The sequence below is a fragment of the Flavisolibacter ginsengiterrae DSM 18136 genome (assembly GCF_059568575.1).
In genome coordinates this window covers 1-19,748 of sequence record NZ_JCANTR010000027.1, presented here as the reverse complement: position 1 = coordinate 19,748, position 19,748 = coordinate 1, and the positions used below count along the sequence as shown (strand labels likewise).

Sequence of the window (19,748 nt, the reverse complement as noted above, 5' to 3'; positions counted from 1 at the left end):
AGGAATGCAGTTTCCGGCCGATGCAGATTTTTATGGGAGTGGTAAAATAATAAGATGAAAAAGATAGCTTTCCCGTATCCTTAAAAGGAAATGGGAATAATTCAAACAGTTGGGCCTTGTCGCATTATTACATGGAATATCACAGGAAAGAACCTGCTATAAACAAAAAGCTCCTTTCCGGGGAAAGAAGCATTTGGTATAGCAGCAAATTATTTAATGAACCAGTTCAGGCTTTCCCGTCCTTGTATTGGCATACTGAACTGAAGGTTGATTGGGATTCTGGATGTCAAACTGCAGTCCTACATCAAACTGGCTGAAATCATTTTTGAGTTCATAGGAAGTCACCTGCAAACCTTCCGCAGATCGGCGAACCGTGAGGTAATGAAACAGGGGCTTATAATTTTTGCACAGGTCGGGCAGGCAATTCCCATCCTCTTTTAAGGGTTGGTGCAAACCGCCGCCACCTCCAATAACCATAAAATCCTTGCCTTTGATATTGTAATGCTCAAATCCATGGCAATGTCCTGAAAGGAACAGTTTGCTCTTTTTGGATTCAAAGAACGGAGTTACAAACCTGTTCTGAACCGCTGTTGATGGACCTACTATTTTGCTGTTTGTATAAGGTGAATGGTGGCAGGTGGTAATGATGTACTGAATGGAAGAATCCGCATCGAGTTTTTCCAAAGTGCTTTTATACCAGTTCACCTGTTCTGAATCCTCTTTAGGAGTAAGAGATTTAAAATTTGAATTCAATAATACAATGGCAACAGAATCCCGGATTTCAAGATATCCTGTGTGTTTATGTTTAGGGAAGCGTTGCTGAAATTTTGCCTGTCCTTTTTTGGAAAAACCCATCACTTCATGGTTCCCAAGAATAGCATATACATCTATTTTTCGGTTGCGGAGCTCTTTCAGGTAAGCATCAATAGGTTTCCATTGTTTATTACTGTAACCAAGATTTACCACGTCACCTAATAAAAAAAGAGAACCAGGGCGGCGTGATCCTATATCAGTGAAAACCTTTTTAGTCGCCAACCTATTGTTATTGGCTTTTAACCATAATGTTTCCACCCACATAGGCGCCTGCGTGTCACTGGCAAAAGCAATTAATGTACTGTCATTGGGCAAATCTGGTTGCCCTGATAAAATTGGTTTTTCAGTTGGTTGGCTGTTTAAAAGTCCGCCAGGGAAGTTTAACATACAGAAGATAATGAGTTTTAAATACATGCCTGTTTTTAAATTAGCTGTTTGCCGAAAGTAATGTTGGGAAATATATATTGATGGTTGGAGGTTTTCTTAAGGTCGGAAAGAAATAGGAAAAGGTAAATGGAACAGTGAAAATTACCCGGCCTGTTAACAATGCATCGTCTGTAAAATCTTTTTCAAATATCGGAATGTTTGAGCCAAATCAATCCCAATGGATTGCTATAAATTTCCTAATATCAATCCGGCATACCAGGCTCATGTATTGATGAGTTTGACAAAAATGAGCGCAATAATCAATGAGCGATCTCATTAAATTAATGTAACTTTTAGAAAGTATTTCTTCACCTGGTATCCTCGGATTCTACCCCTTCCGCACCCCGGATCTAGATTATTAACTATTAACTTAAAAATTTATGAAACAGATCATTGCTGGTGTACTCAGCTTGTTCCTCCTTGTTGGCAGCATCCAGGGGATTGCTCAAAAAAAAGTTAGCGGTAAAAAAACCATGACCTGGACCACCAAGTCAGAAGAGGCTAAAAAGCTGGCTTCACAGGGGGTGGACCATTTTCTGAATATCGAATTCCCACAAGCCTACCAGGAATTTACCGCTGCTTTAAAGCTGGACCCCGAGTTTACGATACCGCTGGTATTTATGGCCAACCTGAGCACAGGCGACGTAAAAAAAATGTATATCCAGAAAGCCATAAAAAGTGCAGCTAATAAAACAGAAGGAGAAAAATTATTTGCTTCTGTTGTGGCTGAAGGAAATACTCCTGCAGAGAACAGGGCTACCTGGGCCAAACTTCATGAAATGTTTCCTGATGGAGGCATGATAGGGGCCTTCTATGTTAATACCAGGGAGACGCCGGAAGAACGCTTTGCAGCCGCAGAAGAATACATACAGCAGTTCCCCGACAATGGATTCATGTACAATACCATCGCTTACATGTATATGATGGAAAAGAAGGATATGGCAATGGCCAAAAAGAATTTTGAGAAATATATTGAGCTCTATCCCGAAGGATCCAATCCTTACGATTCCATGGGCGAATATTACCTGAATGTTGGTGATAAAGAGAATGCTAAAAAGTATTATTCCATGGCTCTCGAAAAATATCCATTTACCAACAGCTCCATTACAGCTCTTCAAAAATTGAATGAAGAGGGAAAAACGCAGGTTAAAAACTAAGGCATACCATAGTTCATTAAAAACAGGATCACAGAGGTCCTGTTTTTAATGATTACTCTTCCTTCTATTTAATATCTCCAGGTAAAAGATTTAAAAGCTGGCTTCATAGGTAATACTGAAATTCACGTTCTGAAGGCCACCATTAAAAGTTACCGGGTTGATCCCGCTATGACCATCTGAAATATTGGAATATAGCTTGCCATCTTCCATTACTACCATTGTATATTTTCCCGGTGACAGCGCTACCTGGAAAAACCCGTTCTCATCGGTTTCAATTTCTTTTACCAGGTTTGTAGAGAAGCTGCTAAAAAAATCACTGTACACACCTGCTTTAACTGCCTGGCTCATTAGTGTGTATTCATAAAAACGAACCGTTCTCCTGGCAGGACAGTTACTGCATCCTGAAGAACCGGGCATGCAATTACCTTTCATGAACGAAACGGTTCCCCATACACCCTCTGCAATTGTAACTTTAGCAGCATTAGTTGTATAAACCTTTTGAAGATTACAATCGGAGAAAGGATTTCGATGACAGGAGGCCAACAATAGCACCAGGATAAGTAAGGAAAATTTCATACGCATATGGACAAACCATTCTATCCCAACGTTGCATGAGCTGCAAACTTTATGGACCTACCATTTTAAAAACCGCCATATCCATTGCAGTTGCAGGCATATGGTTCCATCCCTTGATTCCGCAGCATCCAGCCATTTCACCTCTGCGCCCAGGCCCATATTTTTTGATAACGGTTGTATATAGGAAGCTGCCGCCATCCATCCCACACTTATTTTCTTTGACCTTGTTTTGCCATTATAATCCAGGTTGGTGGTTAAAAAATAAACTCCCGATCCTGCAAAAACATTGAAACGCTTAGTTAGAGCCATGGTCCATTCCACCAACAGTGGCGTTGCATTCAAAACGACCCTACCTTTTTGGCCAGCAGAATCCTTCAGGGTATAATTGAGGAAGGTCATATAACCTGTTTCCAATCCCACCTTTACCAAATGATCGGGGTGCCACATGATCCTGATGGTTGAAACAGGATTCACATTTTGTATGGTAGGATCCAGGTAGGCAAGATCTTTGGAATAAGCAGGATAATGCCCCAAACCACCACTTACATACACTACAAAAGAATAATCCCCTCTTCTCACGGGCTCCGAAGTGAAACCTCCCGGTTGTGCATATGCGCAAATGCTCCACAAACAAGCAGTGATCAATAATATTTTTTTACTGTTTTGCATAGTAGTAATAAGCAACAATGGAAGGATAGTTTGACAATATGCCATCAAAGTCCCCCTGGTTCATGTATTCAAATACGTTTTCCGGCACATCAAGGGTCCATACAAAAGCCCTGCGGCCCTGTGCATGCACCTGCTGCACCTGTTCATTCTGCAGCCCCAGTGTCCATCGGGGTGCCCATATCCTTGAATTAGCTGCCACCACATCCTCAGGCGTCAATTCACAAACAGAAGGAATATTATTATGATCAGGCAAAGCCAGGAAATTATTCAATACCTGCTGGTCGGGAATACCTATGGTTATTTCCAGCTTTCTGCCAATGGCTGCCGCTTCCTCCATATATTGTTTCTGCACTTTCACCAATTCATCTATGGGCCCTGTAAATTTTGTATCCAGCCATACATACTGAAGGGCAGTATTATACACTACGGTATGCAAGGCTTCCTTCAGCGTAGGTATCCGTTCACCTTTCTTCAAACGTACCAGTGTAAATAACTGGTCATAGCTATAATTTTCTATAGGCCCCAGTAAACCATTTTTTTGAATCAACCGTTCGTTCAGGGTTGCATCATGAAACAATACAAATACTTTATCACTGGTTTTACGCACATCTATTTCAATTCCCGTCGCCCCAAACCTGGAAGCCAGGTTGATCATGGCCACAGAATTTTCAGAAGCGGGCAACAGGTCAGTGGTGCTTCCTCCACCCCTATGTGCCACTATCTGCAATGGCTTTGATTTGTATAATGGCCTGTTATACTTTAGCCGAAGTGGTTGATCAGGCATGGCCGGTCCATTGCCATAAACGCCATCAAGCACTATACTATCCGCAGATCCTAAAGGGATGCCATTTAAAAGTTGACGGGCTCCATTGGAAGCGGCGATGGTAAACCGTGCAATACCTGTCTCGGTATTGACCATCTTTCTCCAGTAGCCGTTCAGCAAAATATCATCCCCGCTTTTTTTCCCTTCCAGAATAAAATAGGAAACCTCTTTTTCGCAAAACAGGGAAAGATGGTAAACGGTGTCGGCTCCATTGGCAGTATAGCTCCATTTGGCTGCAGCTGCAGGTCCAAATATTTCACTGCCTTCCTGGAATTTATACATTCCTTCAATGCCTAGCCTGGCCAGCGAAGGCAATTTTTCAGCTGATTCAAAAACATCCCAGCGTGTATCGGGTACCGGCGCTTCAAAATTCCTTTTACAGGAAAAAGCGATCATGCCGAACAGGAGTAAGGTGATACTGTTTTTCATAAGATGATACCAACAATTACCTGTGGAAAGAATAAGTTACGGTCATAAGGTTCAAACAGTGTCCATGTTTGCCAGTAGAAATTCGTATACATGGCGCGGAAAGCCAGGGTCAGGCTTTTTTTACCATAAAATGGCTGTTCAAGTGCCACCGTGTAGGCCGAACCGCTGAATAACCTGTAATCAGTAGTTACTTTAATATCCCCGGCGTGCGTATTGATCCCGATGTTCATCATGCTTTCTGCTTTAAGCGTTAACAGGATACGTTTGTTGAATCGGTAACCCAGTGAAAGGTTCGGATAGTTTTGCCAGCCGGTCCCCTTGGTTTTTACCCCCTGCACATTGATGAAACCAAACCAGAATCCAATATCATTTCCTGCAGCAATGGAAAAGCGGTCACTAACAGGAACGGCTATCCTGGGACCCAGCGTTGCCAGGTTTTGCAATCCCTGCAGGGATAAGTGACCATCCAGGTACCATTTATTATGTAGGCGGCGCAATACATGCACATCACCGGCAGGCATCCTAAAATGCAGTTCCTCCGTGATCTCGTATGGCATGGTAGTAACGGTGAAACCAACAGAAGTGCTCCACTTGCGATCCATTGGGTATGGGAAAAAAATACGCTTCTGGTGATCGATAGGTACATCCTGTGCTTTTACCACAGCCTGAACGGCCAGTAATAAAAACAATAGCACCAGTTGAATACCTTGCCTGCAACTATGATTCATATAATGAAATAACCGGTAAAAGATTAAAGTGGTTCAGGATAAAATAGAGGATTTGAATCATCCATGTCAACCATTCAGGCCAACCCTGCAGTAGTTATACAATTAATGGGCCGCAGGTAAAAGGAAGTAAATGGGGAATTGATACCAGGAAGGCCTTAAAAAAAATAGACCCCTGTGGAAACAGGGGTCGCAACCAAAACTAACTGCTTATGAGAAAAATTTTCTGCTTTGTAGAATACAAAATTACTCATGACAATGATAATATCTTGTTATCGCAATGTTAGTAGAGGATTAAAATTCCATTATAATATTGATGGTGATCAATGATATGTGCATGATATAATATCATATCGTAATACTAATTGCCAAACAATGGAAAATGAAAAATGAAAATGCACAGTAAAGCCCTTTGCGTTTTCTTTATTATTTTTAGCCGGATGCCAATGAAAAGATTTGTACTACGCGAGATCAAAAGCTACTTCCTCATCATCATTGCCATCCTTTCCGCCGGCATGGGCATTAAAGGATACCTGCTCTCCAGTCATTTTATCGATGGAGGAGTTACCGGCATTTCCATGTTGCTGAATAATATATTTGGCTGGCCTTTGTATATTCTCATACCCCTGATCAATCTTCCATTTATCATCCTTGCCTATTACCAGATGGGTCTCAAGTTTGCCCTGAAAAGCTCTCTGGCCATAGCAGGCCTTGCGCTTTGCCTGGCCTTTGTTCCCTACCCTGATGTGACTCCTGATAAATTACTGACTGCCGTTTTCGGGGGATTCTTTATTGGCCTGGGTATAGGCTTAGCCATCAGGGCAGAGTCGGTACTGGACGGCACCGAGATTGCCGCCCTCCTGGTAAGCAAAAATACCAGTGTACTGAAAGTAGCTGATGTGATCCTGCTGCTTAACGTGGTCATTTTTGCTACCGCTCTTTTCTTCCTGGGTGTGGAACCTGCCTCCTACTCCATCCTTACCTATTTTGCGGCTTCCAAAACCATAGAATTCCTTTTGTACGGACTGGAGGAATATACGGGTGTGACAATTGTTTCTCCCCACAGCGATATCATCAGGGATCACATTACAGAAGAAATGGGAAGAGGTGTGACCGTATATAGTGGGAAAAAAGGTTATGGAAAACGCGGTGAAAGTGATGCGGAAAATGATATTCTTTTTACTGTGGTCACCCGGCTCGAAGTTGGAAGATTGAAGACCATTGTGGATGCCATTGACCAAAATGCCTTTATCATCCAGCACAGTATCAATGATATCCAGGGCGGAATGGTAAAGCAAAGAGGCCTTCATTGACAGCAATTATTTTTTTCCTTGATCATGATATTGGTGGGTAGTAATACCAAAATAAGTTATGTACATTTACCGCCTAAAATATCCTACATGAAACTTTTTGTAGCTGGCCTCCCTTACGATCTTTATGATGATGAATTGATGGAGATCTTCGAAAAATTTGGCACTATTGCTTCTGCCAAAGTTACCATGGATAAAGAAACAGGTAAAAGCAGGGGTTTTGGTTTTGTGGACATGCCCAATGATGAAGAGGCTAAAGAAGCTATTGAACACCTGAATGACATTTCTCTTGGCAAAAAACCATTAGTGGTAAAACAGGCTGATGACCGTGGTGGTTCCGGTGGCGGACAAGGCGGTGGCGGTGGTTTCCGTGGCGGCCAGGGTGGTGGCGGATTTAATAAAAGAGACGACAGGGGCGGCAGGCGATATTAATCAACTCAAACCTTATAATTAATAAAGAGCAGCATTTTAAATGCTGCTTTTGTTGTTGTAACAGGTCCTTACTCTTTTAAAAAACCGAGCACCATTTCTTTAAATAGCCCTGGCACCTGGATGTGAGGGATATGCCCAACTCCTTTAAGTTCAATAAGCTTTGACCCCCTGACCTGTTGCTGCAGGTACTTTCCCAATAAGGGATACTGGCCGTGCTGCTGGATAGTCACTTTGTCCAGCAGGTTCTTTCCAACAATAGTTCTGTCGGCCTGGCCAATAATAGCCAATGTAGGCACCCTGATATTTTTTAATTCGTATACCACCGGCTGTTCATAGATCATCTGGTAGGTTAGCGCACTGGCCCAGGTAGCTTTTTTAAAATCCGGAAATTGCAGTGCGGCATATTGCGCATCCACATAAGGTTCATAAGCTTCTTTCCATTCCGGGTAGTAGGATTGCTGGTATTTTTTCAGCGATTCCCTGGTAGCCTTCAATTCACTGGCATATTGTTCATCTACGGAATGATAAGGCACAAAAGTTTTGTAATCTTCAAGACCTATCGGGTTTTCGTATATCAGCTTATCCACCATTGTGGGGTACATCAACACAAACCGGGTACCCAGCATGCCACCCATGGAATGGACAAGCAGCGATACTTTTTTCACGCCCAGGGTATCGAGCAATTGTTTGGTATTGGCAGCCAGCAAATGAAAACTGTAATGAATACCAGGCTTGTCCGAATATCCCCAGCCTACCTGGTCGGGCACAATGACCCTGTAGCCTGCCGCAGATAAAAAGGAGATCACATCCTTCCAGTAAAAGCCATTAAAATTTTTGCCGTGCAACAACAAGACTGTTCTCCCATTTCCCTTTACGGGACTGACATCCATATAGGCCATACGCACAGGCTGTTGCTCTATGGTAAGACCGAGATAGTGTACCGGGTAAGGATATTCCGTTTTTTGGGCTCTTGTTATAAGTAAGCCGTGTATGAATAAAATAGTTACAAGGATATTTTTCATGGTTAAAGGGTGTTGGTTAAAAAAGCAAAATGCAAAGAAACAAAACAGTGGCTTAGTGCAGCCTGGCAGCTTCCCGCTGATGGTACAATTTTAACCGGTCATTCATATAGTAGATCACTTCTTCGTTGGTTTGATGCTGCCGCAGCCATTGATAGGAAGGTGTATTTTCATACAGGAACTGCCTTAAAGTGTCGCCCCTGAAGCCGGTATAAAAAGCCACCATCGCTGCAGGATAACGGTAATTGACATAGGCTATTCTTTCAGTTTCTTCAAACAACTTTTCTTTTTTGCGTTGATCCTGGTATTTACGTTTGGTGAACTTATCCAGGTTCAACACGATACCAAAACCTTCATGACGCCTGTTGGAAATTGTTGAGAGTTCTTTCCCCCGCATCAGGTCAAATGTGGAGCGGCGGTCTATACTGTCTGACTGGTATTTGTTATAGCGTGCACTTACCGTGACATTGGGTAGAATATCACCTGTGGGAGAGAGATAAAGTGTAAGCGTATCCGTTGATAAAAAGGAATACCGAAGCGTGTCGCTATGGTACCCGGGAGCAGCCGCCAGGACCAGGTCGCCGGGTGATAATTTGAGCGTAAATAAACCATTGCCATCAGTTTGAAATACAACCCTTTTTTTTTCATTCAACAGGGTACCGTTGCTGACAGGAAAATGAGTGATGCTATCCTTCAACAACCCACTTACCGTTACTGTTTGTGCCTGGCAACAATATCCCAGGCAAAACAGGAAACTAAAAAAACAAATGGCTTTGTACATAGTGCAGGTTGACTATGAAATTAAACCAACTACCCATCGCAAATGGTTAAGGGCAGGTTAATAGAAACAGATGCAGGCCCTTTCTTTTGAGCATTTTCAAATATCTTGCAGATGAGCAAACTAACCATCATCATGAAATCTATAGGCTATATGAAAATCCCTGGAACCCTGTTCGTACTATTTATTGCAGTTACCATGCACGCTCAAACTTCATCGACCTCGCTGGCTCTTATACCAGAACCGGTATCCGTTCGCACCGGTAAAGGCCAGTTCACACTACCCTCACAGGTCATCATAGCCGCACCAAATGTTGTGGATATGAAGGAGGTAACAGGTACACTGGTGCGCCGCCTTTCAACCGCCACAGGATCAAAGATCACCACCACTGTTTCATCGCCCGATGCCGTCATTCAACTGGAATTGAATAAGGTGAAGGATAATAAGATTTGTGCGGAAGGTTACAATCTTTCTGTTACACCAAAAAAAATACTGGTAAAGTCTAACAATCCTGCCGGGCTGTTTTATGGTGTTCAAACGCTGCTTCAATTATTCCCTAAAGAAATAGAAAGCGATTCATTGGTTCGCCACATATCATGGAATGTTCCAGCGGTGGAGATCACTGATTACCCGCGCTTTGGCTGGAGAGGGTTGATGTTTGATGTAACAAGACATTGGTTTACCAAGGATGAAGTAAAGCAGTTCATTGATGACATGGTGCGCTATAAGTACAACCTGTTGCACCTGACCTTATCCAATGATGAAGGCTGGCGCATTGAAATAAAAGGATTGCCTAAATTGACAGAAGTAGGTGCATGGCGCGTGAAGAAGGAAGGATATTTTGGAACGTTTTCTCCACCTACACCTGATGAACCACGAAACTATGGTGGCTTCTATACACAGGAAGATATCAAAGACCTGGTGCAATATGCAAAGGCACGCTTTGTCAATATTCTGCCAGAAATAGATGTGCCCGGGCACAGCCTGGCGGCAGTCGTCTCCTACCCCGAACTATCCTGCACGCCCGATGCAAAGAATTACGTGGTTCGTTCAGGCGAGCAGATCATGGACTGGTCGCACGGAGCGCCACCTATTGCACTTGTTGACAATACGCTTTGCCCGGCCAATGAAAGAGTGTATGGATTCCTGGATACCGTCATCACACAGGTAGCTCAATTATTTCCTTTTGAATACATACATATGGGTGGTGATGAAACACCGCAAAACTTCTGGAAGAAAACACCCGAGATACTGGAGCTGATGAAAAGGGAAGGATTAAAAGACATGCACCAGGTACAGGGATATTTTGAAAAACGGGTAGAGAAGATCGTGCAATCCAAAGGTAAAAAGTTCATGGGCTGGGACGAGATAGTAGAAGCTGGCGTCACACCCACAGCAGGGGTAATGAGCTGGAGAGGCATGAAAGGTGGAATAGAAGCTGCCCAATCAGGTCATGAAGTGGTAATGAGCCCAACCACGTATGCATACCTCGATTACATGCAGGGAGATCCCATCACTGAGCCTAAAGTATATGCCTCTTTACGATTGAATAAAGCCTATGAATTTGAGCCGCTGCCTGATGGTGTCAATGCTAAATATGTGAAAGGCGGGCAGGGTAATTTATGGACAGAGCAGATCGCCAACATGCGGACAGTACAATATATGTTATGGCCCCGGGCATTGGCCATAGCAGAATCAGTTTGGAGCCCTAAGGAAAAGAAGAATTGGAACAACTTCTTTCCAAGGGTGGAACAACATTTCGCAAGGTTTGATATTGCCGACAGGAAATACTCACCTGCAGTGTATGACCCCATTTTTGAAGTAAGCCGTAATGCGGACAAAAGCCTGAAGATCACCCTTAGCACGGAAGTGCAAGGCCTGGACATCCATTATAGTTTCGACAATTCTTTTCCCGATCATCATTACCCGGTATATAAAGGACCACTTACGCCACCAAAGGATGCAGCGATGTTAAAACTGATCACCTATAGAGGAAACAAGGCAATGGGTAGAATGATCACCTTGCCAATTGAGGAGTTGAATAACAGGGCGGATAAAAAGAAATAAAACATGAAGCAACTACAATTAGCCATTAAATAAGTCTGGTAAACAAACTAATTCAATAAATAAAAGAGGCTATCTCAAATGTTTGAGATGGCTTCTTTTATTTCAGATAGGTAATGAAAATAATTTTCGGTAAGCAATTCTCTGCAAAATCATTTTAAAGGACTGGCACATATAGGTACTTTTCCATAGTTGTCAGATCGATTCACAAAACCAACATTAGCAGTAAAGGGTTATTAAATTCTGAGGATTCAAAAATGGCTTTAAGTGATTACAGCTAGCTATTTATTTCTTATATGAACCTGATATCAAACTGGTTCTTTAAAAATATATTGGTCATCATATTCGATTGCGAAAGCATTTAACATGTGCTGGTATTCTTCAAGAAAACTTTGTTTTTTATGATGCGCCTCCTGGTTTTCAATATAGTGGATCACATCAGGAACATGAGTCCTGGAATAGGAAAACGCACCATAGCCTTCCTGCCAGGCGAAATTTGGAGAATGCCCATGATTTTTAATCCACCTGCTACTTTCTGTTTTTACATTTTGAATTAAAGAAGAAACGGCCTGGTGCGGGCGCATGCCTATAAAAATATGGATATGATCAGGCATACTGTTGATCCGCAGCATTTTGTGATTGTTTGATTGAAATATGCCCGTGATATATTGATGCAGTTCTTCCTTCCATCTTGATTGAATTAGTGCTGCACGGTATTTTACTGCAAATACAAATTGGAGATGTACCTGGGTATAGGTATTTGCCATCTAAATGTTTTTACACAATATAAAATAATTCACAAGGCGTTCCTAAGGAACGCTAAATCGTTTTTCAAAATCATGGCTACCAACAAGATGTCCCTACGGGACATTTTGCAGGGATATTCATTTACCAATAGAGGATTGATTTACAAATCTCGAAGTGCCCCATGAATTCTGCAGGTAATGGCTAGATAGGAAAAGACAACGCCTTTGCCTATTAATGTCTAGTACTTTAACCAACGTTGCTTATGGTTATTAATAATTCCCCGCAAGGTCAAATCTCTTCATTTCCTCTAAGGACATCTTGTTCGTAGAAATGCAAGGAAAAGTGTTAAAAGGATTCCGTAGGTATGCGTTGTGATTGTATCCAACCAAGGAAAAATAATTAATAGTGTTAGCATGATTACCTGTTCATTGGTCTGTAGGGGACATCTTGTCGGTAGCAATAAGACAGGAAAAGATGACAGCGTTCCTTGATAGAAGTTATTAATAATTGTTAGCATTGATTACCTCCCATTGTCCCGTAGGGACATCTTGTCGGTAGCACCACAAGAAAATGATAAACAGCGTTCCATAGGAACGCCTTGTGCTCTCAATACCCAATATCAATGGGGTTATCATAATTGTTAGTCATGATTAACCTTACCATTAATACATTTAAAAGAGCAGAGGCTATCTCGATTCTGAGATAGCCTCTGCTTAATCATATTACTGAAAGAGATCGTTTAACCAATTCCCAACCTATTCATTGGCTTCTATTCTATCTTATAGCTTCTCCATCAATCAATAGGCTTGTAATCTGTGAACAGGTCGATCTTTGTATGCTCCACCTGCGAACGGTAATTGTTCCACTGGCTGGCATAAAAACTATTGATCCGTTTAACAGCCGCGGCTATCATAGCCTCTGCGTTTTTCACCAGTTGCTCTTCCTGTGTTCCGGGTGCTACACTTTTCGACATGATGTAATTCTGCGCCTCTTGCATGGTATTCATTACATTGATCGTGGGTGGACGGGACAATCCCTGGCGGTCAGATGTTTTTCCACTGATATACTCGCGTATGGCCTTGATACTATCCTTTGTAGCTGTTGTTAACTTTTGCAAAGAATCTATGTCCCTACCCGTTAGACCCTGCAGGTTAGTAGTGAGCTTTGACAATACCTCCTCAGATTCAGCCAGGCGGTCCATACCTGTCAATAATTTATCAGAGCTTTTACGCAGGCGCTCCAGCATGGCACGTTGCGCTGTCTTCACAGTTTCTGATTTATTCAGTCTCGGATCATCTTTAATAGTAACATGCGTGGAGTCAGCTTCCTTTCCGTAGGTCATCACCACTTTATATGTTCCCGGGAATACCTGCAGGCCCCCTGGCTCATTGGTTGTGACACTGCCACCCTTCGTAGCACGGCTGCCTGGCTGACGGAAACCTTTTTCTTCCATGCCCCACCATTGACGGTTTAATCCTGTATCGGCTTTCCACTTCAGGTTGCGGATCACTTCATTTTTGTCATTGTATATTTTAACAACTACACTATCCAAGGTGGCCTTGTCCTTTCCCTTCTTCATCGAGGTATCCGCATTTGCAGGGGCCATAACTATTTTAGCGGCCTGCGTTTTTCCTTTTTGCCCACTACTTACCGGCGAAGAAACAATTTTGTTATTGATATAATAAGAGATCTCTGCACCGCGTCTCCTGTTGGGGGCGCCCCATAATCCATAGGTGCTCCATTCATAGCCCGGCGCATCTTTAAAGCTGGCCTGGTAGGCCACCGGAGTTTCAAAAGCTGTAATGGATTTATCAAAGACCTGCCCTTTATTGGCTGCTATGCGCCGCAGTGGCCTGATATCATCCATCACCCACAAAGTACGCCCGAATGTGGCGATCACCAGGTCTGCTTCTCTTTCCTGTATAGCAAGGTCAAAAGTGGAAACCGCGGGAAAATCATCATTCTTCCAGTGCTGAAAACTATTGCCATTGTCAAAGCTTACCCAAAGGCCATGCTCACTGCCTGCAAATATCAAATTAGGTTCTGCAGGATCCTGTATCATGCACAAGGCATAACCATCTATATTCTTTCCTGCCAGCATGTTGGTCCATGTTTTTCCATAATCTTTAGTGCGGAAAATATAGGGCTTAAAATCACCACGACGGTAATCATTGGCTACCACGAAAGCTTCAGCCGCATTATAGCGCGAAGCCCTGACCTGGGGCACCCAGGCACCTACAGGCATACCGGGGATCTTTCCGCGAAAAGAGGTCCATGATTTCCCGCCATCACGGGTCAGTTGCACATTACCGTCATCTGTTCCTACCCATATCACGCCTTGTTCTTTGGCAGAAGGTTCTATGGCAAGAATGGTACAATAATTCTCTGCACCTGTTATATCAAGCGTCAACCCTCCGTTTTCCGACTGGTCAATTTTGGCCGTATCATTTGTTGTCAGATCAGGTGAAATGGTCTGCCAGCTCGCACCCTTGTCAGTACTCTTGTGTACAAACTGGCTACCGTAATAGATCGTGCTTTTATCAAAAGAATCCTGTGCTATAGCGCTGTTCCAGTTGAAGCGAAGCTTGACCGAAGTGTCAAGAGCCGGTGGCTTTAAAAACCAGCTCTCTCCTGTTTTATAATTCAGTCGCTGCAGGTTGCCTCCCTGGCTCATGGAATATACCCAATCCGGATCTCCTGCATCAGGCATGGCATCAAAACCATCACCGCCACCGATATTGTTCCAGTAAAAATTGCGCAGTCCCCCGTTGATCCAGGTATAGGCTGGTCCATGCCAGGTGCCATTGTCCTGCATGCCACCCATTACATTGTAGGGAAGCTGGTTATCTACATTGATATGATAGAACTGCCCTACGGGAAGGTTCTCGTTAAAGTTCCATGACTTGCCCCTGTCGCGGGTAATACCCATACCACCATCATTACCATCAAGGATAAAATCAGGATCCTGGGGCGATATCCACCATGCATGGTGATCGGGATGAATGCCACCATACGGTAGCAGGGTGCGAAATGTCTTGCCTCCATCTTCACTGATGTCTATTACATCATGAATGCTGTATAAACGGTTTTCGTTCTTTGTGTCCACCGCAATGTCCTGGAAATAAAAAGGACGGTTGGTCACCCATTTGGGATCACTGTTCACCAGTTCCCATTTAGCGCCACCATCATCGCTTTTGTATAAGCCATTCTTTGTGGCTTCCACCATGGCATATACCCGCGAAGGCATACTTTGGGAAAAGGCAATGCCGATGCGGCCATAATTGCCCTCGGGCAAGCCATCATCCTTTCCCAGCTTCTTCCAGTTTTTTCCACCATCATAGGTAATGTATAAGCCACTGCCAGGACCACCGCTTTTAAAGCTCCATGGGGTGCGGCGGTGCTGCCACATATTCGCTATTAGTTTATTCGGATTGGATGGATCAATCGCCAGGTCGGCACAGCCACTGGTATCGTTGGTATAGAGTAGACGGTTCCATGTAGCTCCTCCATCGGTGGTCTTATAAACGCCACGCTCCGGATGCTCCGCATAAGGATTACCAATAGCGGCTGCATAGACCACATCCGGGTTGACCGGATCAATAATAATACGGTGCAGGTTGCGTGTCTTTTCCAGGCCCATGCGCTTCCATGTCTTGCCTGCATCCATGCTTTTATAAATGCCCTCGCCAATATTCAATGAATTTCGTGGGTTGCCTTCACCAGTACCTACCCATACTACCGCAGGATTACTTTGTTGCACGGCCACCGAGCCTATATTGAGCGTGGGTTGCTGGTCAAATACGGAGGTCCAGGAGGCGCCAGCATTGGTGGTTTTCCATACACCTCCCGAGGCTGAACCAACATACCAGGTATTGGGATCTTTTTCCACTACATCAATAGAGGTTATACGCCCGCTCATGCCTGAAGGCCCGATATTGCGTGGCTTCAGGTTCTTAAGCCGGCTGATGTCAATGTTTTGAGCAATAAGAGTAAGAGAGAAGAATGTAAATACAACGAAAAAGAGTGGTCTCATCAGTCAATTTTTAAAACAGGGCTAAACTTACTGATAAGTTACGACAGTAGGAAGATAACAAGCTTCAGGTAGCACTTTACAGAGACTAAGGCATTACTGTTTCGTATATAGTATTACCAATTTAGGATGTTTGGAAACTATAGCATGCTTGCTTGAACAAAAGATCCTTGATGTATAGATTACTTCATTTTGAAGCCTGATCATAAAGCCGTAGTTACCAAATTGCTGCATAGCTTTCATTTGGGAGGTAACATCCAGGTCAGTAATATCCAGCATAGACTGAGAAGTATGAGGTATCACGATCTGTGTGGCAGCATCTGTTGAGGGCTGTGTTTGCCAGGTAAATGAAGTATTCCAGTTGCTGGTAACCCGCTGCAATAACAAGGTATTATCTATTCCATAGTTCGCATCAATAAGATTACCATTTAAAGGAGTTGGATTAGAGTAAAGTGATAGCCGCGCGGATGTAATTATTGCATTGGCGGGAAGCTGGCTTAGATCAAATTTTACCAACCCCCTTACATAAGCTGGGACACTGTTGATTGTCCAGGCAGCTGCGCCTATCTCAGGGGCTGTGGGGTCGCTATTACTTGTATTACCCACGAGTTGGAAATGCAGATCATATGGGTTTTGCGCAGGTTGCAGGGTTAGGGTAAAAACTTCAGGGGCCTTTATAGTAATGCTTACAGACTTTACACCTGTAGCTCCTTTATCATCTGTAGCCATTAATTGAAAAACATATACTCCGGAAACAAACCCACTTATATAGGTGGTTGATGAACCGTTATTATGGATGATGGCTGTTGTTGGACCAGATACCTGGCTCCATAGATAAGCCACTACGCTTCCATCCGCATCTGCAGCTGTCCCTGTCAGTTGCAGGCTGTCTGTTGCATTCTTTAGCTGCACGGTAACATCATTTCCAGCATTTACTGAAGGTGGTTTATTTTCAATTTGCTCCTTTTGGCAGCTGCAAAGAAAAAGAGCTAAGAATAAGCAATAACAAATGGCGGCTTTCATTTCAAATAAATGAAGGGACAAAATAACCAATAATTTTAATTAATAAAAGTTCTCCCAATAGGTTTTAAACAAGAGTTCCCCATGCCCCTTCTTAACGAATGCTGCGAAAAAAAAGTTGCGGATCATCTGAAACAGGTCCAGTCTATCTGCCAGTTTTCTGTTCTTTCCTGGGCGGTGGGGAATGAGGAATGCTGGGTATAGGAAACCAGTTTTCCCCCGGCATCGAGGATGTGATTGGAATATTGCCTTTCAAAAGAAGCAGGATAATGACTTGTGCCCTCACCACCAAATGAAGAACTGGCTAGCAGGTTCTCAGGCTGCAATTCAGGCATTACGTTCAGGTACTTCAGGAAAAAATAAAACATGTGGTAATCACCCAGCATATCATCAGGATACACCTGCGCCTTTGCTTTCCTGGAATGGTCATAACTGTAGTCTATCCAGGCTTTGTCAGAGCTCCTGTAAATACCTCCGAATGTAAGTCTTGAAACATTTTTATTTCCATTATCATAGGCCAGTTGGATATATGGAATCCATTGTCCTGCATCCGAAGAATGAACTTCACCGTTTATTTGTATCTCTCGCAGTACATTGCCCGCATAGATAAAATTGTACTCACGCCTGTGACTCCAGTCCAGGTAGAAAGGAGTAGCGGCTTTAGCACTTGTCAACCTGCCGTTTGCACTAAAATTTAAAACAGCTGTGGTATCACCATTATTTCTGGTAAAGACCATCGTTCCGGGCAGGTAAGAGACAGCAAGGTTAAAACTGTCACGGATACCAGTGGCCACATTCCTAAAGCGGCTATAAATTGATTGCAGCCTTGATGATGCATCGTAGGTTTTCGTAAATAAAGCAATGGGTCCCGTGGTTTCGGGAATGATCCCAGGTGCAGACGCCTGCACATAATCGCATTTGTTTTTATTGAAAATGCCATTCAGGCCTTTCAAGTCATTCTTTTTACAACTAGATGCTGTAAGAATAAGTAAGAAGCAGGCCAAATAAACTTTTCTCATAAAATGATGATTAAGGTGTTATATAATACCAACTCATCGGTTGGAAGCAATTGTTTGAATAATTATATCCAAATGTTCCATTGTTTATTCCTTTAAACATTTCCATTCAATGGTCCAGTTTTCCGTTTGATCCAGGTGTCCGCTCGTTGAATGTTGGGTATAGGTAACCAACCTTCCCTCAGCATCAAACTGATGATTGGAATATTGCCTCTCATAACTACCTGGATAATCATGAGGATTATCGCTACCAGATAAAGAACTGCTAAGAATATTTTCAGGCTGAATTCCAGGTATCACATTCAAATATTTAAGGAAGAAGTAAAACATGTGGTAGTCACCCAGCATATCATCCGGGTATACCTGCGCCCTGGCTTTCCTGGAATAATCATAGCGATAGTCGATCCATGATTTGTCAGAACTCCTTGAAATTCCATTGAAAGTAAGCTTGGTCATATTCTTATTTCCATTATCATAGGCCAGTTGGATGTATGGGATCAAATGACCAGGGTCTCCTGAATATTTACTTCCAGTGATTTGAATCTCCCTCAGCTTATTACCATTATAGATAAAGTTGTAGTTGCCCGTACCACCCCAATCGGGATAGAATGGGAAGGCCGCAGAAGCCCTTATCAACCGACCATTTGAACCAAAATTTAAAACAGCAGTTGTATCACCATTATTCCTGGTAAAGATTATTTGCCCTGGTTGGTAGAAAACGGAAAGGTTGAAACTGTATTGGATTCCAGTAGCTACATTTCTAAATTGGCAATATATGGATTGCAATTGTAAAGAGGCATCGTAGGTCTTGGTAAACAAAACAATGGGACCAAATAATTGTGGCCTTGTATAAAGAAAAGTAGCCTGTACATAATCGCATTTGTTTTTATTGAAACTGCCATTCAGGCCTTTCAGGTCATTCTTTTTACAACTATTAATTCCTGTTAGAATAAGGAGCAGCCAAATGAAGTATGCTTTTCTCATAAGCATAAAGTTTAAGGGTGACTAACAAATTAGCAGTAACAACATGGCCCTAGCTTATTATGAAAGCTATGATATTTATATCATTTAAAATATGACCATTATTAGCTATCCCCAATGATGAGCTTATTACCTGGTCCTCTCATTCTTCCGCTAATCCTTTGACCTCTCCTCACCAATCCTTTTAATCCTGTCAATCTTAGTTCTTTCTGCTTACCCTATAGCTACTCCCTATCAAAGCCCTGGGAAAGCCCTACCTAAGCCCACCATACTCCGTACCCGCACGGAGTATCCATACTGTAGATAGGGAGTTGCTATACCGTTGCTATGCTGTAGCTATGGCTAAAACCCGGAAGCGCATAGGGATGACTGTGGATAAATATTTCATCAGGGTAGCTTTTGCAATGCTAATTATTTTAGTATTTTGCCTTTCTAAATCCGATATCATATGCCAAGACAAATAAGCTCCATTAAAGCCATAGGCACCGTTGACGGTATTAACTTCTACCAGGAAAAAGGAGATTACCTGGCAAGGGAAAAGCCAGGTGTGGATACCAAACGCTTCTACAAGGATGATGCCTTTGCAGGCTCCAGGGCCAGTTCCGGCCGCTTTGGAAGAGGCAATACCCTTTGGTCGCTGGTGTACCGTTATGTGCTGCCTGGTTATAAGCGAAGGACCCTTGCCAATCTATGCAGGAAAAAAGGCATTGCCTATGCCCATGAACGGATAGGC

17 protein-coding genes are annotated in these 19,748 nt (G+C 43.0%); 5 read left to right on the top strand and 12 right to left on the bottom strand.

The features are described 5' to 3' along the window. Positions 1–213 precede the first annotated feature (213 nt). The gene (locus BP74_RS19730) at positions 214–1,200 is read right to left on the bottom strand and encodes a metallophosphoesterase family protein (RefSeq protein ID WP_496376925.1); all 987 of its coding nucleotides are present in this window, start codon (positions 1,198–1,200) and stop codon (positions 214–216) included. 419 nt (positions 1,201–1,619) lie between these two features. On the opposite strand from BP74_RS19730, the gene BP74_RS19725 reads away from it, so the two are divergent. Next, entirely contained in the window at positions 1,620–2,396 is a 777-nt protein-coding gene (locus tag BP74_RS19725; RefSeq protein WP_496376923.1) for a tetratricopeptide repeat protein, read from the top strand. Between the two features lie 90 nt (positions 2,397–2,486). Here BP74_RS19725 and BP74_RS19720 read toward each other — a convergent pair whose 3' ends face one another. The 4 genes from BP74_RS19720 to BP74_RS19705 are packed head-to-tail and all read right to left on the bottom strand — an operon-like array spanning position 2,487 to position 5,621. Further along, the gene (locus tag BP74_RS19720) at positions 2,487–2,972 is read right to left on the bottom strand and encodes a hypothetical protein (RefSeq protein WP_496376922.1); all 486 of its coding nucleotides are present in this window, start codon (positions 2,970–2,972) and stop codon (positions 2,487–2,489) included. A gap of 57 nt (positions 2,973–3,029) precedes the next feature. Next, positions 3,030–3,641, bottom strand: coding sequence for a hypothetical protein (locus tag BP74_RS19715; RefSeq protein WP_496376920.1), 612 nt, complete (start codon positions 3,639–3,641; stop codon positions 3,030–3,032). After that, entirely contained in the window at positions 3,628–4,893 is a 1,266-nt protein-coding gene (locus tag BP74_RS19710) for a glycerophosphodiester phosphodiesterase (protein ID WP_496376918.1), read from the bottom strand. The genes BP74_RS19715 and BP74_RS19710 overlap by 14 nt, the downstream gene beginning before the upstream one ends. Next, positions 4,890–5,621, bottom strand: coding sequence for a hypothetical protein (locus tag BP74_RS19705; protein WP_496376916.1), 732 nt, complete (start codon positions 5,619–5,621; stop codon positions 4,890–4,892). Before BP74_RS19705 ends, BP74_RS19710 begins: the two co-directional genes overlap by 4 nt. A gap of 443 nt (positions 5,622–6,064) precedes the next feature. Between BP74_RS19705 and BP74_RS19700 the strand changes: the two genes are divergently transcribed. Together BP74_RS19700 and BP74_RS19695 are read left to right on the top strand one after the other, a co-directional pair. After that, positions 6,065–6,931, top strand: a complete 867-nt coding sequence (locus BP74_RS19700) for a YitT family protein (protein WP_496376914.1) — start codon at positions 6,065–6,067, stop codon at positions 6,929–6,931. Between the two features lie 87 nt (positions 6,932–7,018). Next, a complete protein-coding gene (locus BP74_RS19695) occupies positions 7,019–7,360 on the top strand; it encodes an RNA recognition motif domain-containing protein (protein ID WP_072835225.1) in 342 nt (113 codons plus the stop codon). Positions 7,361–7,428: 68 nt separating this feature from the next. On the opposite strand, the gene BP74_RS19690 is transcribed toward BP74_RS19695, so the two are convergent. Further along, entirely contained in the window at positions 7,429–8,382 is a 954-nt protein-coding gene (locus BP74_RS19690; RefSeq protein ID WP_496376912.1) for an alpha/beta fold hydrolase, read from the bottom strand. 52 nt (positions 8,383–8,434) lie between these two features. Beyond that, on the bottom strand, positions 8,435–9,160 hold the full coding sequence (locus BP74_RS19685) for a hypothetical protein (RefSeq protein WP_496376910.1): 726 nt from the start codon (positions 9,158–9,160) through the stop codon (positions 8,435–8,437). Positions 9,161–9,271: 111 nt separating this feature from the next. Between BP74_RS19685 and BP74_RS19680 the strand changes: the two genes are divergently transcribed. Further along, positions 9,272–11,224 (top strand): beta-N-acetylhexosaminidase, encoded by a 1,953-nt coding sequence (locus BP74_RS19680; protein ID WP_496376908.1) that lies wholly within the window; start codon positions 9,272–9,274, stop codon positions 11,222–11,224. 305 nt (positions 11,225–11,529) lie between these two features. On the opposite strand, the gene tnpA is transcribed toward BP74_RS19680, so the two are convergent. From tnpA to BP74_RS19655, 5 genes are all read right to left on the bottom strand, one after another. Beyond that, on the bottom strand, positions 11,530–11,988 hold the full coding sequence (gene tnpA, locus BP74_RS19675) for an IS200/IS605 family transposase (protein ID WP_496376906.1): 459 nt from the start codon (positions 11,986–11,988) through the stop codon (positions 11,530–11,532). 773 nt (positions 11,989–12,761) lie between these two features. Continuing rightward, a complete protein-coding gene (locus BP74_RS19670; RefSeq protein ID WP_496376904.1) occupies positions 12,762–16,001 on the bottom strand; it encodes a WD40/YVTN/BNR-like repeat-containing protein in 3,240 nt (1,079 codons plus the stop codon). A gap of 93 nt (positions 16,002–16,094) precedes the next feature. Continuing rightward, positions 16,095–17,042: a DNRLRE domain-containing protein gene (locus BP74_RS19665; protein WP_496376902.1), complete on the bottom strand. Its 948-nt coding sequence runs from the start codon at positions 17,040–17,042 to the stop codon at positions 16,095–16,097. Positions 17,043–17,143: 101 nt separating this feature from the next. After that, positions 17,144–18,037 (bottom strand): hypothetical protein, encoded by an 894-nt coding sequence (locus BP74_RS19660; protein ID WP_496376900.1) that lies wholly within the window; start codon positions 18,035–18,037, stop codon positions 17,144–17,146. Positions 18,038–18,121: 84 nt separating this feature from the next. Beyond that, on the bottom strand, positions 18,122–19,018 hold the full coding sequence (locus tag BP74_RS19655; protein ID WP_496376898.1) for a hypothetical protein: 897 nt from the start codon (positions 19,016–19,018) through the stop codon (positions 18,122–18,124). A gap of 445 nt (positions 19,019–19,463) precedes the next feature. On the opposite strand from BP74_RS19655, the gene BP74_RS19650 reads away from it, so the two are divergent. Further along, a partial coding sequence (locus BP74_RS19650; RefSeq protein WP_496376896.1) for a hypothetical protein occupies positions 19,464–19,748 on the top strand: 285 nt, incomplete at its 3' end.

Bases quoted from the DNA above. Each gene is read 5' to 3' on its own strand.
- BP74_RS19690 (WP_496376912.1), bottom strand. From the start codon at position 8,382: ATGAAAAATATCCTTGTAACTATTTTATTCATACACGGCTTACTTATA.
- BP74_RS19670 (WP_496376904.1), bottom strand. From the start codon at position 16,001: ATGAGACCACTCTTTTTCGTTGTATTTACATTCTTCTCTCTTACTCTT.
- BP74_RS19685 (WP_496376910.1), bottom strand. From the start codon at position 9,160: ATGTACAAAGCCATTTGTTTTTTTAGTTTCCTGTTTTGCCTGGGATAT.
- BP74_RS19655 (WP_496376898.1), bottom strand. From the start codon at position 19,018: ATGAGAAAAGCATACTTCATTTGGCTGCTCCTTATTCTAACAGGAATT.
- BP74_RS19725 (WP_496376923.1), top strand. From the start codon at position 1,620: ATGAAACAGATCATTGCTGGTGTACTCAGCTTGTTCCTCCTTGTTGGC.
- tnpA (WP_496376906.1), bottom strand. From the start codon at position 11,988: ATGGCAAATACCTATACCCAGGTACATCTCCAATTTGTATTTGCAGTA.
- BP74_RS19710 (WP_496376918.1), bottom strand. From the start codon at position 4,893: ATGAAAAACAGTATCACCTTACTCCTGTTCGGCATGATCGCTTTTTCC.
- BP74_RS19730 (WP_496376925.1), bottom strand. From the start codon at position 1,200: ATGTTAAACTTCCCTGGCGGACTTTTAAACAGCCAACCAACTGAAAAA.
- BP74_RS19705 (WP_496376916.1), bottom strand. From the start codon at position 5,621: ATGAATCATAGTTGCAGGCAAGGTATTCAACTGGTGCTATTGTTTTTA.
- BP74_RS19680 (WP_496376908.1), top strand. From the start codon at position 9,272: ATGAGCAAACTAACCATCATCATGAAATCTATAGGCTATATGAAAATC.
- BP74_RS19695 (WP_072835225.1), top strand. From the start codon at position 7,019: ATGAAACTTTTTGTAGCTGGCCTCCCTTACGATCTTTATGATGATGAA.
- BP74_RS19715 (WP_496376920.1), bottom strand. From the start codon at position 3,641: ATGCAAAACAGTAAAAAAATATTATTGATCACTGCTTGTTTGTGGAGC.
- BP74_RS19720 (WP_496376922.1), bottom strand. From the start codon at position 2,972: ATGAAATTTTCCTTACTTATCCTGGTGCTATTGTTGGCCTCCTGTCAT.
- BP74_RS19700 (WP_496376914.1), top strand. From the start codon at position 6,065: ATGAAAAGATTTGTACTACGCGAGATCAAAAGCTACTTCCTCATCATC.
- BP74_RS19660 (WP_496376900.1), bottom strand. From the start codon at position 18,037: ATGAGAAAAGTTTATTTGGCCTGCTTCTTACTTATTCTTACAGCATCT.